The organism is Chitinophaga sp. (assembly GCF_036569185.1).
In the GTDB taxonomy this organism is placed as follows: domain Bacteria; phylum Bacteroidota; class Bacteroidia; order Chitinophagales; family Chitinophagaceae; genus Chitinophaga.
In genome coordinates this window covers 22,296-37,589 of the sequence record NZ_DATCRD010000323.1, presented here as the reverse complement: position 1 = coordinate 37,589, position 15,294 = coordinate 22,296, and the positions used below count along the sequence as shown (strand labels likewise).

8 protein-coding genes are annotated in these 15,294 nt (G+C 46.5%); 3 read left to right on the top strand and 5 right to left on the bottom strand.

The window, feature by feature from the left end; translation table 11 throughout:
* The coding region (locus VIM72_RS24810) for a hypothetical protein (protein ID WP_332005517.1) at positions 1–2,646 on the bottom strand (2,646 nt) is incomplete at its 3' end.
* Positions 2,647–3,314: 668 nt separating this feature from the next.
* Positions 3,315–4,937 (bottom strand): glycosyl hydrolase family 28-related protein, encoded by a 1,623-nt coding sequence (locus VIM72_RS24805; RefSeq protein WP_332005516.1) that lies wholly within the window; start codon positions 4,935–4,937, stop codon positions 3,315–3,317.
* A gap of 390 nt (positions 4,938–5,327) precedes the next feature.
* Here VIM72_RS24805 and VIM72_RS24800 point away from each other — a divergent pair, with 390 nt between their 5' ends.
* From VIM72_RS24800 to VIM72_RS24790, 3 genes are all read left to right on the top strand, one after another.
* Positions 5,328–6,380: an aldehyde reductase gene (locus VIM72_RS24800; protein ID WP_332005515.1), complete on the top strand. Its 1,053-nt coding sequence runs from the start codon at positions 5,328–5,330 to the stop codon at positions 6,378–6,380.
* A 4-nt stretch (positions 6,381–6,384) separates the two neighbouring features.
* The gene (locus tag VIM72_RS24795; protein WP_332005514.1) at positions 6,385–7,179 is read left to right on the top strand and encodes an AraC family transcriptional regulator; all 795 of its coding nucleotides are present in this window, start codon (positions 6,385–6,387) and stop codon (positions 7,177–7,179) included.
* Between the two features lie 283 nt (positions 7,180–7,462).
* Complete coding sequence (locus VIM72_RS24790; protein ID WP_332005513.1) at positions 7,463–8,596, top strand: DUF4932 domain-containing protein; 1,134 nt, start codon at positions 7,463–7,465, stop codon at positions 8,594–8,596.
* 81 nt (positions 8,597–8,677) lie between these two features.
* Here the strand turns inward: VIM72_RS24790 and VIM72_RS24785 are convergent, their stop codons facing one another.
* The 3 genes from VIM72_RS24785 to VIM72_RS24775 are packed head-to-tail and all read right to left on the bottom strand — an operon-like array spanning position 8,678 to position 15,239.
* On the bottom strand, positions 8,678–10,357 hold the full coding sequence (locus VIM72_RS24785) for a RagB/SusD family nutrient uptake outer membrane protein (RefSeq protein ID WP_332005512.1): 1,680 nt from the start codon (positions 10,355–10,357) through the stop codon (positions 8,678–8,680).
* Positions 10,358–10,366: 9 nt separating this feature from the next.
* Positions 10,367–13,666 carry a TonB-dependent receptor gene (locus VIM72_RS24780; protein WP_332005511.1) on the bottom strand — a complete coding sequence of 1,100 codons (3,300 nt, stop codon included), beginning with the start codon at positions 13,664–13,666 and terminating at the stop codon, positions 10,367–10,369.
* 43 nt (positions 13,667–13,709) lie between these two features.
* The gene (locus tag VIM72_RS24775; protein ID WP_332005510.1) at positions 13,710–15,239 is read right to left on the bottom strand and encodes a right-handed parallel beta-helix repeat-containing protein; all 1,530 of its coding nucleotides are present in this window, start codon (positions 15,237–15,239) and stop codon (positions 13,710–13,712) included.
* Positions 15,240–15,294 lie beyond the last annotated feature (55 nt).

Sequence of the window (15,294 nt, the reverse complement as noted above, 5' to 3'; positions counted from 1 at the left end):
GTTCTCCGCCCAGTTAGTGGGGCCTTCCAGGCTGCTGAGCTGGTCCCTGCCTGTAGGGTTGTTGGGATAATTGCTATTGGAGGTCAGGCTGCTGATAGTAGCTCCGCTGATGCCTGTCCAGGATTCCCGCAGGATGGAGCCGGTCACGGCAATGTTAAAGGTTTGTGTGCTCTGGCATCCACTGCTATTGGTGTAGGTGGCCACATAGTTCCCTGCCTGGCTGGCCTGGATATTTGAAATATATACTTCACGGGTGGCAGCACTAAAATTATTGGGCCCGGTCCAGCTCCAGGATCCTCCCTGCGTAGGCTGAGGGCCTAACTGCAGGGTGCCGCCTGCGGCTAAAGTAGCACTGGCTGTTTGCTGCCAGGTTCCGCCATTAACCTGTATGTACGGGGTAATGGCAGTAGGCGTGCAGCCGGAGGAGGGCTCCCAATAGATCACACCCCTTCCTCCGCCGGCGCTCATATATACCCTTCCGGCAACGTTCATGTCGCCGATCAGCAATGGTGCGCCTGCAAACTGGTGGGCATTGTCGTTTATCCTGGTCCAGCTGGCTCCCTGGTCTGTTGACCTGAAAAGGCCTGTGACGCCGGATACAGTTCCCCAGATGAAAACAGTAGGATAACTTGCGCCGGACATTGCCTTTCCTATTCCTATCGCTTTACAGTAAGTAACATTTGAAACATTCGTATAGGCTGCTCCGTAGTTGGTGGAATATTTCAATCCATTACCGCCAAGAGGTACCCACACATGTCCTTCAAGCCCTGGGGCTGTGCGGATCAGGACGGATTCCCATGGATAATTCGCGGTGGATGCGCCCGGCGTGCCTGCCACTGAAAAACTGACGCCTTTATTGGAGCTTCTCAGCATTTGCCCGTTGGTAGGGTTGAAGATATAGAAGTAGTTTGCATTTACCTGGTCGGCTACCGGGGCAGCGTCTCCAAGGGATACGCCAGAGCAGGCAGACCAGCTGCCGCCGTTGTTGGTTGTATAGTAAGTAGTGGTGGAACCGCCGGGACAATGCAGTATCGTTCCTCCGTCGGCGCTCACGGCCACTCTTCCCTGTGAACCCATATTGGTGGAGACTCCCGTCCAGTTAGCGCCTTTGTCGTTCGAGTAGTAAACAACATTTCCCCCGTTAGAAGCTCTTACTACTTTGTTGGTGTTACCTGCAGCATAGGCAATGCTCTGGTTGTTTCCATCTGAAGGAGTAAGCTTTTTTTGTGGATAAGAAGTCAGCGGTTCATGCACAAAGCCGGTCACATCTCCAAAGGAAGAAATGAACGGTCCACCGGGAATGCTTATCCCGTCGAGGAACGCGGTTTCTTCAAGCCCGATCACATCGTATTTCCATGAAGGATTGGTGGCGGTAATATCGGAGCAGGTGTATACGCCGCCGCCGCCGATTACCCGTACTTTTGAGAGATTAGACTGGTCAAACTCGATACAGTCCATCCAGTTCACCCCGCCGCCTACAGTCCATCCCATACCGTTACTATCATAGGTGGCGTTTGTACCGTTTTTAAGCGTCCAGGTAGATCCGCCATCAGTAGTGAGGAAAACAAAGTCGCCCCAGCCGGTGCCAAATTGATTGTTCCAATACATACCACAGGTAGCAACGATTACCCGGTTAACATTTGTGGGGTCTATACTTACGCCTCCGTAGGAATAATCCTTCCAATGAACAGGGGTAACGTTTGTCCATGCGCCGGTAGCCGTGTTGAGCTTATATAACTTCCCGTCGCCATTAGTGGATTGCGGACCTGCATTATCCGCATAGGTAACATACATGGTAGTTCCCTGCAGCGCTGCGCGGTGTGGCATAAAGCTGGTGGTGGCGGAAATAGGCGTGAAGGAGGCTCCTCCGTCTGTGCTCTTATAAATATTTGCGCTTCCGGTGCGGGAAACGCCGAGGTAGATGGTTTGAGTGGCCCCGCCTACTACGTTGCTGGAGGGATCAAAAAGTACAAAACATATCCCATTCTCATTGGGCGTAGTAGTTACGCCGTTCCAGGCGAGGTTCCAGGTAACGCCGGCATCCGTACTTTTCCATAGTCCGTTGGCCCGGGTGCCGCAGAATAATATGTTACTGTTTTTGGGATCTACTGCAAGGCGTTCCCCGTTTCCGCGCCCGTTTCCGTTTCCATGCGCTTTAAATTTAGCTGTAACATCCGTATAGGTGAAAGTATTCCCCTTGTCGGTGGATTTCAATATGGCCGTTCTCCCGTTATTGATATAGGAGGTTCCGCAGAGCATATAAACATTATTGGCATTCTGCGGGTCCAGTGCCAGGGCTTCCACGCCTATAAATCCATTTTCAGATTCGTTGATCCAGTCGAGCAGCTGGATCCATTTATTGTTCGCGGCATCCCAGCGGTAGGCTCCGCCCACATCCGTGCGGCAGTACCTGTCGCCGGAGGTTTTGTGGGTAACGATCCCTGTCACAAATCCGCCCCCGCCAATGGGGGCGTTCTTCCAGGTATAGCCGCTTTGGGCCATCGTTTTATAGCCCTGAAATATAATAATAAGAAGAAGTAAACAGGAAAAGGCAGGTATCTTTTGCCAGACCTGGGAGCATACGTTAAAGGACATTGGAAGTCCGGGAGACTTTTGATTAAATGGTGCCAGTAGTTTTGTTTTCATACGGGTTTGAGTTGTTTAAGTTAATGAAGTAATTGAGTCCGGATAAAGCAAGGCCAGGTGGGCTGGTGGTGGTTATGCACTTCAGCCAGCAAGCGGTTTTTCGTTGGGTTTTCAGGTTATGTATTCGTCAATTCAGACACAATGCCATTGTTGTATTTAGGTTGTAGAAGAATAATAACGTGGTAATTGTTTCTTCCAATCAGATGCTCATATATGTTACGTAGGGCCATAGCTGTTTGCTCCCATAATGCTTTGTTTAGCACAGACAGAATTTTGTTTTCATTTATGGATGTTACCGGGCTAATTTTGATCTATGTGCTGGTGTGAAAATGCTAAAACGAAGCGGCCAAACATTTGTTTGGATGTAAGAAGGAGGGTCTGACAATATGACATTATACACGAGGGCCCCCTGCAGTTTAGTGGTAGCAGTTTTATTTTCATAACGGGAATCTTTCTTCAGGTTGAACACTATAAAACTATTGAGATGTTTTTTTAAACAGGGGGGCCGGTTGTTGCAGATTGGGGCAGAAAATGTTACAGGAGAAGGTTAAGTGCGAAATTCTGGCGGAGGACGTTTTTTTTAGAAATTAACATAGCGCGCTGTTTCAGGCCGGATCCCTGGATTTGGATCCGATCAGAAACAATGCGCTATGCTACATTAAGGATGTTTAGTATGAGTTCAGGAAATAGTCTGCTTCTACTATTAAAACAAGCCCGCCATAAAAAGTATAGCCTGGCTGCGGTTCAGCATGTATTGCCCAGTCCCCGGTTAAGCCTGCAGGCTTAACGGATCTGCTTAAAACAGGATTTACTTTTACAAAATCATCGGCTATCCAAACTTTGTCGGCCGTCCTGAAATAGTAGTCGCCCTGCGAGGATCCATAGTATTTTATATCAAAATGCCCGGTTTTATTCAGGCTTTGCTTAATATACACCCTGATTTCTTTTAAAACCGCGTTATCGGGTAAATGGATGAATTTTTCAGGTAACCAGAAATTTGTTTCATTTAATTCAACCCGCCTTGTAACCACCGTCTTGTCCATTCTGTATACTTTATTGGCAAAACTTTGTAGCTGACCTTCCGTATTAAATCCATAGTCCGTTACAATGGAGTTGTTGATATAGTTTCCACCCCTTGAAGCATAAGATGTATAGGTGGTGGTATGGAGTTGGACAGAAGAGTTGTCGATATAGTAGTCTTTTAGTGTACCTGTTGGGTCGGTAGCATAAAATTCACTGGCGATAATGGTGACACTTCTGCTGTTTTTTATAGTAAGCATGGCCATATCTGTATCTGCGAACGTTTTCCCATGGGTAGACATGCCCGCATTCATGCTTTCGCACGTGATTCTTCTGGAATTAATGATGGCCAGCACCCTGCCCTTAAGATCTTCTGTTCCACAGGCGCTCAGGGCAATCCCTATGCATCGTTCAAAATAATAGCTGGAGCTTTCTCCGGTATCACTTTCGTCTTCCCCTAAGTGATCGGCGGCACAATTCAGCAGATTGGAATATTGTAGTCCGGTTAGATTGTATCCACGCCTTTTTACTTCCAGAGCCCAACATCTTTCAAACGTACAAGAGGTGCCAGAGATACTGGTTTCGGAAACGGGCTGCCAGGTGAACCCATAATCAACGTGAGTACATAGTATAGCTATAAAGCGGCTCTGGAAGGTGTTTTGGGTGAAGATGCCATATTTGCATTTCCACACTTCCACATTTTCCAGGTGAGTGAACTGTGTTCTCGGAAAATAAATACCGTATTCACAGGGAAGAGCAGCTGTAGTAAGCAACTTTAAATCCTGTATTTTTACCCCGACAGCATAACCGGTGCCAGCCGGATCGATAACCATTATTGCATCTACATCCAAATCCGGCACTGAACCTCCCAATGTATTATTGGTGGTTTTGGTAATCATAGATTTCTGGTTGTTTTCACCAATGATGGTTTTACCCGATTGAATTCGCAGAGGTTTTGATATTATATAATTTCCTGCGGGAATATAAACGGCGCTTGCGGCATTTATAGCATTCTGTAATGCGGTGTAATCGTCCTGGGTACCAAGTCCGTTGGCACCGAACCATTGTACATTGACAACGGAATCCACAATTCTTTTAAAACGTTGTCCGCTTGTATTGACCAATACGGTTCCTGTATTATCTGCACTGGTGGTATCTGCGGGGTCAATTCTCCACATTCCTTCCTGTAGCCGGTCTGTTGAGAAGTAGGTGTTATCTGCATTCTGATTTGCAGAGCTTCTAAGTTCGGAGATTTTCTTTTCTACTATCATGAGCTAATGTTTAAGGTTAACTTCATGAAGGTATTAAGGACAGGCGCAGTCTATTTGCGCAGTATTGCCTGCTTGATGCCATATAAATTGGTCACATCTTAATGAAGGAGCGGGTTCAGTATTTTCTCCCTCTTTTCCGGTAGGTTCTCCATGGTTACAAATGGCCCATGCTTCCGGATATCTTTTCTTATCCAGATATTTTCCTATCCTGAGATGTACTTTCTTTGTTTTCATGTTTAGCATATACCAAATGACTAATGGACATCAGGATACTTTAAATAGAATAAATCAGATTTTCCAGCCCGACTTTTAAACAAAGTAAATAACGCCCTTTAAACAAAACGACCTGTTTTCTTTGTTACGAATTTTGTTTCATCAAATAGCAAAAAGATGAATACAAATTCAAATACTGAAAAATTGGTGCTCGTGACTGGCGGAGCCGGATTTATCGCTGTCCACTGTATGCTTAAGTTGTTGAATGCAGGTTATTCTGTGAGGGCAACATTACGCTCCCTTGCACGGGAGGATGAAGTAAGAGCCATGCTTAAAGAAGGGGGGATAGAGGCTGGCAACCGTTTAACTTTTACCAGGGCTGATTTGTCTTCTGATGCGAACTGGGACGAGGCGGTACGCGGTTGCTCCTATGTGCTGCATGTTGCTTCACCCACTCCCATCGTGAATTACAAACACGAAGACGAAATGATCATCCCTGCGCGTGAAGGGGTGCTCCGGGTGCTGAGGGCGTCCAGGGATGCAGGTGTAAAACGGGTGGTACTTACATCCGCCATTGGCGCGATTGTTTATGGTCACCCTGCCCAGACGGCTCCCTACGACGAAACGAGTTGGACCAATGTTGCCGGTAAAGCACCCGCCTACCAGAAGTCAAAGACATTGGCCGAAATGGCTGCCTGGGATTTTATCAAAAGAGAAGGCAGAGGTTTGGAACTTTCCGCCGTTAACCCGGTAGCGGTGCTGGGGCCGGTATTGGGGGCGGATTATTCGCACTCCATTCATCTCATAAAAAATTTACTGACAGGCAAAATGCCGGGCTGTCCAAAGATCAACTCGTGTTTTGTGGATGTCCGGGATGTAGCTGATCTGCATTTGCTTGCCATGACGCATCCTGCGGCAAAAGGTCAGCGTTTTATTGCTACTGCAGGGGAAAGTATATGGTTGATAGGAGTTGCCAGGATATTAAAAGAACACCTGGGCCAGGCCGCCGCTAAGGTCAGCGTGAAAGAGCTGCCCAACATCCTGATGCGTGTCGCCGCCCTGAAAGACCCAATGGTTAAATCGATGATCCCTTTGCTGGGCCAGGTGATGAATGCCACCAGCGCTAAAGCCATCAACCAGTTGGGCTGGTCGCCCCGATCCACGGAAAAGGCGGTGCTGGCCACAGCAGAAAGCCTGGTCCGCCTGCAACTGTTGGATGAAAAATTGTAATTTTATGCCGATGCAGATAGCCGAAGTATTTATTGCATGTAAGAAAGAAGCGCACTACAGCCGGGAGCTGATCCTTCCGCAACCGGCACTTGTACGCGTTATTTCCGGTGAAATGAAAATTACCACTGCGGAACATAACTATCGCTTTTTTTCGGGCGATACGGTACTGCTGCCGCGTAATCAGCTTGGCAGGATGTGTAAGTTGCCTTTCAATGGGCAACCCTGTGTTGTCATTTCTTTGCTTTTTCGCAGGGAACGGTTGCAGCATTATTATGCCTTCAACCAGGCCAGGCAGCCGGCGCAGCATATTCATCAGCCGAAGCAGCTCGACGAGCACCCATTATTGAAAAGCCTGTTCAATTCATTATTACCCTATTTCGAACTGGCAGATGCTTTGCCTGAAGATATAGCAGCCTTTAAGGTAGAAGAAGCGATCCGGGTACTCCGCGCCATTGACCCGGACGCAGACGGGCTGCTCGGGCATTTTGAAGAGCCTGGGAAACTGGACTTAGCGGGTTTTATGGAGCAGCATTACATGTTTAATCTTTCGCTTGAGAAGTTCAGTTACCTGACAGGAAGAAGTCTGACAACCTTTAAAAAGGATTTCAAGATCATCTTTAAAAATACACCCGGCAGATGGTTAACAATGAAAAGGCTGGAACTGGCGCATTATCTCATCTTTGAAAAGAAAAAAAGACCGTCGGATGTTTACCTGGATGTTGGTTTTGAAGATCTTTCGCATTTTTCCTTTGCCTTCAAAAAACATTTTGGGTATTCCCCAAAAGAAATTCCTGCCTGAAACTATTGAATCTGCACAGGGATTTTATGAAGAAAGCCATTGCTGCGCCCGCGCATATATTGCGATACATTGGCTATGCTATCTTTTCATGTTTACACTTTATTTTTAGTGTTGTCTGTCTGTTTTTTTCGGATTTGTTTGTATTTTGTTGCCCCGGTTGCCGGACCATGTTTGGCTGGCCTGGTATTGTAGTTTAACCCGGCAAATTGCCGGTATCCCGTTTACCTGATGTATCCTGTATTACCAACCAAAGACTGTATAAAATCGAACAGACACAACCCATATGAAAACAACAATTTTAGCCATCCTGATGGCGATGATCCCTGCTTTTTTATTTGCACAGGACGGCGATGTAAATTTTTCCGCCGCTTTTAAAAAAGAGAACAACAAAAAGTCAAAGATCGAGATCAACGAAGTAAAGGAACTGATTCATATCATGGTGGCCATCACCCAAACGGGCCTGGGAAATGACGATATGGTGCAGTTACAGGGGCCTTATTACCAGGATGTACTGAAACAATTTGCGGCGTACGAAAAGGAGCCGGTGATCGCTACCTTCGATTCCCTGCTCCGGGAAAGCCCCCTGCATTACGTATTTTTAACCGGGAATGCCATTGCGTATAATTTTGAGAAAGACCAACTGGTACCCAATAATATTTTCCTGCTGCCCGCCGATGAAGTAGCCGGTACCAAAATCAAGGTAAATCCCATTACCACGTACAAAACAAGCATTGAAGAATTTGCAAAAAAATCGGGTTTCCGTGCGTTCTACGCGGCGCACGTCCCTTATTACCAGGGCATTGTTTCCGATTATAAAAAAAATGCCAACCTCGATAAACAATGGAAATGGCTGGAAGCTAATTTTAATACCCACATCAATAGTTACCAGATCCTTTGTTCTCCTCTGATCAATGGGCTTAATTACACACTGTCGTTTAAGAAAAACGGTTTTGAGCTGATACAGATGGTATTGCCGCCTATCACCCGCAATGATGCATGGTCTGCAAAATATACCGAGGCATTTAATACCCGGGGCATGTTTACGGAAATAGACCACAACTATGTACGGAAGCCAAGCGATCAATCTGAAAAGAGGATCAATGAAGCGCTGAAGAACAGGAGCAAGTGGGTGGATACCACTATGGAAGGCACTGCGTATTATCCTAACCCGGTAAAGGTATTCAATGAGTATATGACGTTCGGGGTTTTTGTGTTGTATTGTGAAGACGTGTATAAGAATGATCCCGCTACCCTGAAAGAAATTTATGCAGATGTGAACGGGGTGATGAGCAAACAGCGGGGATTTATAAAGATGCAGGAGTTTACAGACTGCCTGGTGAGGCTACGTAAAGCACAGCCCCGCAAAAAAATTGATGAGCTGTATCCGGCCCTGTTGGATTGGTGCAGCAGGCAGTGACAACAACTTATAGCCTATGGTTTCATGCGAATGAAGCCATAGGCTATAGGGTAGCAGACCGGTAACCTGGTACCCACAGATTCAGTAATTGGGATTTTGTACCAGCGCTTTGTTTGTTTCCAGCTCCAGGCGGGGAATAGGCCACACGTAATCCCTGTCTTTTCTGAACTGTCTTGTTTCTATAACCCGCATCTGGCTTTTATTACTGACGTTATCATAATGCGGAGTGGCAAATTCGTCTATAACAGGGGCATTTGAGAGATAGCCTTTGGGTATGCGCCCGTACAATGGCCCGTTCATCACCTGTTCTGCCAGCTTCCATCGCCTTATATCAAATAAGCGTAGTCCTTCTGCAGCCAGTTCATATTTCCTTTCCCTACGTATAACGGCTCTCAGTTCTGTTTGCGTTTTGCCGCTGGCAATTAATGGCATGTTAACACCAGCACGGCCCCGTACTGCATTGATGGCATCGTAAACGGTATTATCCTGCTGGTTAAGCTCTGTTTTGGCTTCTGCATAGTTCAGTAATACCTCGGCATAACGGGCAAGTATAAACGGCAGATCACTGTTATTTACATCTGCTTTGTCTGCCGGATCCGTATACTTACGCCAGATAAAACCTGAGAAGCTGGCATAGGCATTCGTGGCATCGGTGTTGGCAATACGGCTGGGCGGCGTTGTATTGTAATTCCAGGTAGTGGTACTGTCTTTATGCGTTTCAAAAATATAGCCCATGAAGTTGGTTTGCGGCAATACTACCGTATAATTTAACCTGGGGTCCCGGTTATTGAACGGATGGGCCGGGTCGTATAAAGGCGATTGATCAATAGATAATCCATCCGTGCATTCGTAGGAGTCGACCAGCGATTCAACGGGTATTTTATTGGAAGATCCCATTGCCATGCGTGAGAAAAACAACCAGGGGATCTTTTGCGCTTTCTTACCTTTCAGGTATTGTATTGTGAAGATGATTTCACCGGAGTTTTTTCCTGCGTAAGTGAACAGGGCGCCGAAATCAGGGTGTAAGCTATAAATTTTCTGATCCATTATTTTTTTTGCCCTGTCTGCAGCTACCTGCCAACGCCCGTTATATAACGCAACCCTTGATGCAATAGCGAGCGCTGCTCCCTTTGTAACACGCCCGGGAGTTGCCTTATCAGGAAGATATACCGCAGCACTGTCAAGTTCTGCCAGGATAAAATCGGTAACCGCTTCTTTGGAGCTCCGGGGAGTTTGCGATTGTTCAAGTGTAAGTGGGGTAGTGATCAGGGGAACGCCATTATACAGTTCATTCAGGTAGGAATAATAGTAGGCCCTGAGAAACCTTGTTTCCGCGAGGTAAACAGCGAGCTTGTCTGCCGGCACTACAGGCTGCAATTGATTAACTTTGGAAAAAATAAAGTTACAGCGTCCAATGCCTTTATAAAGTTCATTCCAGAACAGGGAAGGAATTGAATTATCATTGGTGGCTAGCCCTTTTCCCAGCATCGTGAGCTGACCGGCATTCCTGTCCCATTCAAGATCAGTTAAGCAATCCAGCAATAACGGAAAAGGTACGCTCTCACCGGTGGGATCCAGCCATAATTCATTATAGCAGCCGGTTACCGCCATACTTAATTCTGTTTCATTGGTCAGAAAAGTTGCATCGGAAGGCTTATCGAGTGGTACTTTATCCAGGTAGTTGCTACATCCATAAAGGATAGTAACAATGGAAAATACCGGTAGTAATATTTTTATGCTTTTATTTTTTTCTTTTTTCATGAGCTTTGTTTAGAAATTAACGTCAACGCCTATACTGAATGTTTTTACCTGGGCATACCAGCTGCCATCACTCACGGGTGCTTCTACGTCATACCCCTGCCAGAAATTATCGAAGGTGAACAGGTTCTGGCCACTGGCATATACCCTTACTTTCTGCAGTTTGAGGGCTTTCAGGGTTGCTTCTGGTAACGTATATCCTACCTGTAGATTTTTTATGCGGAGATAAGCGGCATTCTTCATCCAGAATGTTGAATTTTGTATGTTGTTTGTTTCATTAAATGCCAGCCGGGGAAATTTTGCATTGGTATGATCCGGAGTCCACCTGTCTTTATGCTGCTCCTGTATGGTACCGCCGGTATAAAAGGGAAAGATGGCCTGATTATAAAGATAGCCATTTGCTTTGCCCACGCCCTGGCCGAACACAGACAGATCGAAGCCTTTCCATTTCAGCGCAAGGTTAAGGCTATATGTGTAACGGGGTATGGTAGAGCCGATCACTTTTTGATCTTTGGAATCAACTACGCCATCTCCATTTTCATCTTTGTACTTTATATCACCTGGAGCCACATTCCCAAACTGTTTTGCATGGTTGTTCACCTCATCCTTCGACTGGAAGAAGCCTTCTGCCTCATATCCATAGATGGAGTATAGCGGATAGCCTACCCGGTTTACGGTAAGACCTGTCTGGAGTATTCCTTTCATATCCACTACCTTATTTTTTACATCAGCGGCATTGAGGGTAATAGCGTAGCCAAGCTGGCCAATATGATCATTGTAAGTGGCGCTAAAGTCCCAACCGTTGTTTTCTACCACGCCGGCATTCTGGTAGGGGCTATTAAGACCTACAGTACCGGGAATATTCAGCTGCAGTAGTATGCCTGTGGTACGACGGCGGTAATATTCCGCGGTAATATTCAGCTTCTGCCATAAGGTAATATCCATGCCTGCATCCGTCTCTTCGGTGGTTTCCCATTGTATATTCCTGTTGGCCATGTCCAGCAGTGCCGCTCCGTTGGATACCTGCCCGTTGAAGATGTAATTAGTGGCTCCTAATGCGATATAAGTGGAGTATCCATATAAGCCGTTAATGTTCTGGTTGCCCAGCCTGCCCCATGAGCCTCTTAGTTTCAGGTTATCAAGAAACCGCAGGCGGTTTTTAAGAAAGGGCTCTTCTGAAATACGCCACCCGGCCGAGAATGAAGGGAAAAAAGCATAGTGGTTTTCCGGTGCAAAGCGGCTGGAACCGTCGTAACGGCCGTTTATCTCCAGTAAATATCGTTGTTTGTAATTATAGTTAATGCGACCAAAGAAGGAGCGCAAAGCCCATTCTGTAGTAGTGCCGCTGGCTTTCTGGTCGATGTTATTGCTGCCGGAACTGAGTTGCTGGTATTGCGGTAAAGCGAAGGAGTCCCGGAAAGCGGAGATATAAGTATTGTTATCATCTTCCTGCTGGTATCCGCCGAGAACGGTTAGTTCATGCCCGCCCTTGAACTGGTGGTTAAAGGTAAGCAGCGCGCGCAGATTATTATTCCAGTCACGGCTGTAACCTTCGGTCAGTGAATTCGTAGGGTTGAACTTATAACCGGGTGTATAATCCGGCCGGTAAGTTTGTATCGTATTCACAAACGATTTTGTATGTGGCTCGTAATATTTGGGAGAGTAATAGATTTCAGCCGTAAGCCATTGTGCGGGTTTGTATTTCAGCCCGAGGTTTACAATAGCGCTGATATCCTGGGAAGTGCTGAGCCCTCCATCCAAAGCCTTTGCCAATGGATTATCGCCATTCCAGCCTTCCCCGTATAAGCCATTGGAATAACGTGCTGGTTGGGTGGCCGGCATGCGGTATATCCAGTAGAAAATGTTGCCTGTACCGGCGGCAGGCTCGGATAGATCAGTACGGCGCAGGAAAACGTCCATGGTTGTAGAAAACCTGTCATTGATCCTTGCATCGGAATTAATGCGCAGGTTATATCTTTTAAAATTTGTATTGGGAATAATTCCTTGCTGGTCCTGGTAGCTGAGAATTGCCAGCATTTTGGCTTTTTCGCCTGCGGCAGTAACAGAAATGCTGTGGTGCTGCATAAAACCATTTGTTGTGAACAGGGTTTTCTGCCAGTCGGTATTGGGATAATGATCAGGATCAGTGCTCATTTTTTCCTTGTACTCATCAATGCCGGCCTGCGGATAAAGGGGGGTAAGGCCTATATTGGTATAGGCTTCATTGAGCAATGTCATGTGATCAATGGCATTCACTATTTTCGGTTTATTGGTAGGTTGCTGCCATCCTACATAGGTATTATAGGATACGCCCGACTTCTTATCCCCGGCCCTTTTTGTAGTAATGAGTATTACGCCGTTGGCTGCCCTGGAGCCGTAAATAGCTGCACTTGAGGCATCTTTTAATATAGATATACTGGCAATTTCGTTGGGATCAATATTGTTCATATCAGCCACCACGCCGTCTACAAGTATTAACGGATCGGCTCCGCCGTTACCGGAGCCACTGATGGTACCAACCCCCCTGATCCGCAGGCTTCCGCCGTCTTTACCAGGTTGCCCGCCTTGTTGCTTAACGGTCACCCCCGGCGCCATGCCCTGCAAAGCAGCGCTGGTTTGCCCTACCTGCCTGGTGGCGATCTCTTCTCCCTTTAGAACAGCAACGGAACCTGTGAGATTTACTTTTTGTTGTGTACCGTATCCTACAACTACCACTTCATTGAGCCTTGCATTGTTCTGTGTAAGTACTATGTTAATTTGCGTTTGTTCTTCTATTGGTATTTCACGGGTAGTGTAGCCGAGGTATCCTGCGAGTAGTACGGCATTGCTGTTGATGCCGTTAAACCTGAAATAACCCTGCGCGTTGGTGATGGCTACCTGGCTGGTATTCTTTATGCGGACAGTAGCTCCTGGTATCAGGTTGCCCTGGTCGTCTGTTACCGTACCCTGTATGTTTATGGCGGGTGTTTGTACCTGTGGCGCCTGTGTTTTTTTAAGAGGCGCATTCTTCAAAACAATAGTATTGTCTATCAGTTTATACGAAAGGTTGTCCGGCAGCAGCTTATTAAGTATGTCGGACAACTTTTCATTCCGGAAACTTTTACTCACACGGGCAGCTTTATCCAGCAGGTTATCCGGGTAAGCAAACTTTAGCCCTGTAATAGCGGTGATATCCTGCAAGGCTTTATCCAGGCTGGCATTGGTAAAGCTGAGCGTTATTTTTTTGCTGAGCATATCCTGCGCCAGTGTAGTCTTCACCGTTATGATGCACAGGCAGCAGGCCAGCAGGCATCTTTTTATAAATTTATTCATTATCTGTATCTGTGAGCAGTTTAATAAATATTTCTCTGTTGTTTCAATAAGCTACAGGAGTGATCAGTGAATTAGGATTGTCTATATGGTAATTGTTCTCGATCTTCCCTTGCCAGGCTGCATTGTTACGGCGGTATACACTCTGCAGCCGGTTGTTTCCTATGTAGTTATAGCTGGATGCATCGCCCCAGCAGTTGTCATTTACCGACAACTTAAAGCCACTGATCACATTATTGGTGACAGTGTTTTTCTGACAATTATAAGTATTGCTAACCCAATAAAGATGTATGCCGCCCCTGTCTGCCGACCAGGGGCTGAAAGCGGCGGTGTCGTACAGCGAGGTGATGGTATTGGCATTCAGCAGGCAGTTACTGCCTCCTTCAATGGCAATGCCGATCCTGACAGAAAGCAAATCGGCGACTCCTACGGTAATACGGTTGTCGGAGATGGTCATTTTGCTGGCTGCCAGTAACCTGATACCAGGTTTCCCCTCACTTACAATGGTATTGGAGGAGATGGAAGTGTTGGATATCATCGCCTGATCGCTGTATATACCATTGGAAAATTTGGTGTAAATATCGTTGCCGGTTATATTCAGCGTAGCAGAAGCATTGGGCCCGTGCAGATAAATGGCGGCGCCGTAGCCTGAATCCTGTCTTACCTGGTTACCGGATATTGTAATATTCCTGCAACCGTAGAAGGTGGTGATACCGCCGTTATTACAGTTCTTTATCTGGTTACCGGTAATAGTGATATAGTTGGCGGCTTCCATATCTATACCCACATCTCCGCAATTACTGATCACATTATCAGAAAATGCAGCATTATCTACACCATTGGCCCATATACCGCCCTGGGCTACATTTCTTACTACATTAGCAGAAACTACGTGATTCCTGGAATCATGCCAGGAGCCGTTATCCCCCCAGAACTGGATACCGTGTATTCCCTTCTGCGTGTGCGTCACCTGCCCATCGAACAGGTTACCTGTTAATTTTGCATCGTAGGAGAACACGCTGTTGATACCTCTTCTGCCAAAATCAACAATCCTGGAATCACTTACTTTAAGCCGGGTGGTATGGTCCGATTCGATGGCAAAATCATAGGTGTTCCGGATGGTTATATTGTTTAGCGTAATGTCGGTACCATAGTGGATATCAATCAGCCCGATGGTATCTTTTTTCCCCGAGGTGGTAAAGGATGCGTTCCCGTCGAGCGTTAGTTGTTCTATTTGTATATTGTTTTTGCCGTTTATTGCCAGGAGAGGAGCGTTGGATACCGTGTCCAGCCGCAGGGTGCCGGGACCAAATACAGAAGTGTTCGAACTTATGTATAGCCTGCCGGATACCTTGTAGGTACCGGGCGGAAAATAAATGCTTCCACCCTGGTTAAGCGCTGCCTGTATCTGTGTTCTATTATCTGTATTGGTAGTATCGGCTCCGAATGGGCTATCGGTGATACTGATATACGTTTTTGCACCAGGCGAGTTGGGAGGCAGGCCCGGAACCGCGTCCTTTTTACAGGAGCAAATTGCCAGAAATAGTAATACACTAACGGGAATTAATTTTTTCATATTGTGAAATTTTAGGCAAAGCTTCTCCGTGCCGGCGTTATCAGCGGCAGCGGGG

What these genes read in the sequence shown, in the direction of transcription:
- VIM72_RS24805 (WP_332005516.1), bottom strand. Translation starts at nt 4,937, where the DNA reads ATGATAGTAGAAAAGAAAATCTCCGAACTTAGAAGCTCTGCAAATCAG.
- VIM72_RS24800 (WP_332005515.1), top strand. Translation starts at nt 5,328, where the DNA reads ATGAATACAAATTCAAATACTGAAAAATTGGTGCTCGTGACTGGCGGA.
- VIM72_RS24795 (WP_332005514.1), top strand. Translation starts at nt 6,385, where the DNA reads ATGCCGATGCAGATAGCCGAAGTATTTATTGCATGTAAGAAAGAAGCG.
- VIM72_RS24790 (WP_332005513.1), top strand. Translation starts at nt 7,463, where the DNA reads ATGAAAACAACAATTTTAGCCATCCTGATGGCGATGATCCCTGCTTTT.
- VIM72_RS24785 (WP_332005512.1), bottom strand. Translation starts at nt 10,357, where the DNA reads ATGAAAAAAGAAAAAAATAAAAGCATAAAAATATTACTACCGGTATTT.
- VIM72_RS24780 (WP_332005511.1), bottom strand. Translation starts at nt 13,666, where the DNA reads ATGAATAAATTTATAAAAAGATGCCTGCTGGCCTGCTGCCTGTGCATC.
- VIM72_RS24775 (WP_332005510.1), bottom strand. Translation starts at nt 15,239, where the DNA reads ATGAAAAAATTAATTCCCGTTAGTGTATTACTATTTCTGGCAATTTGC.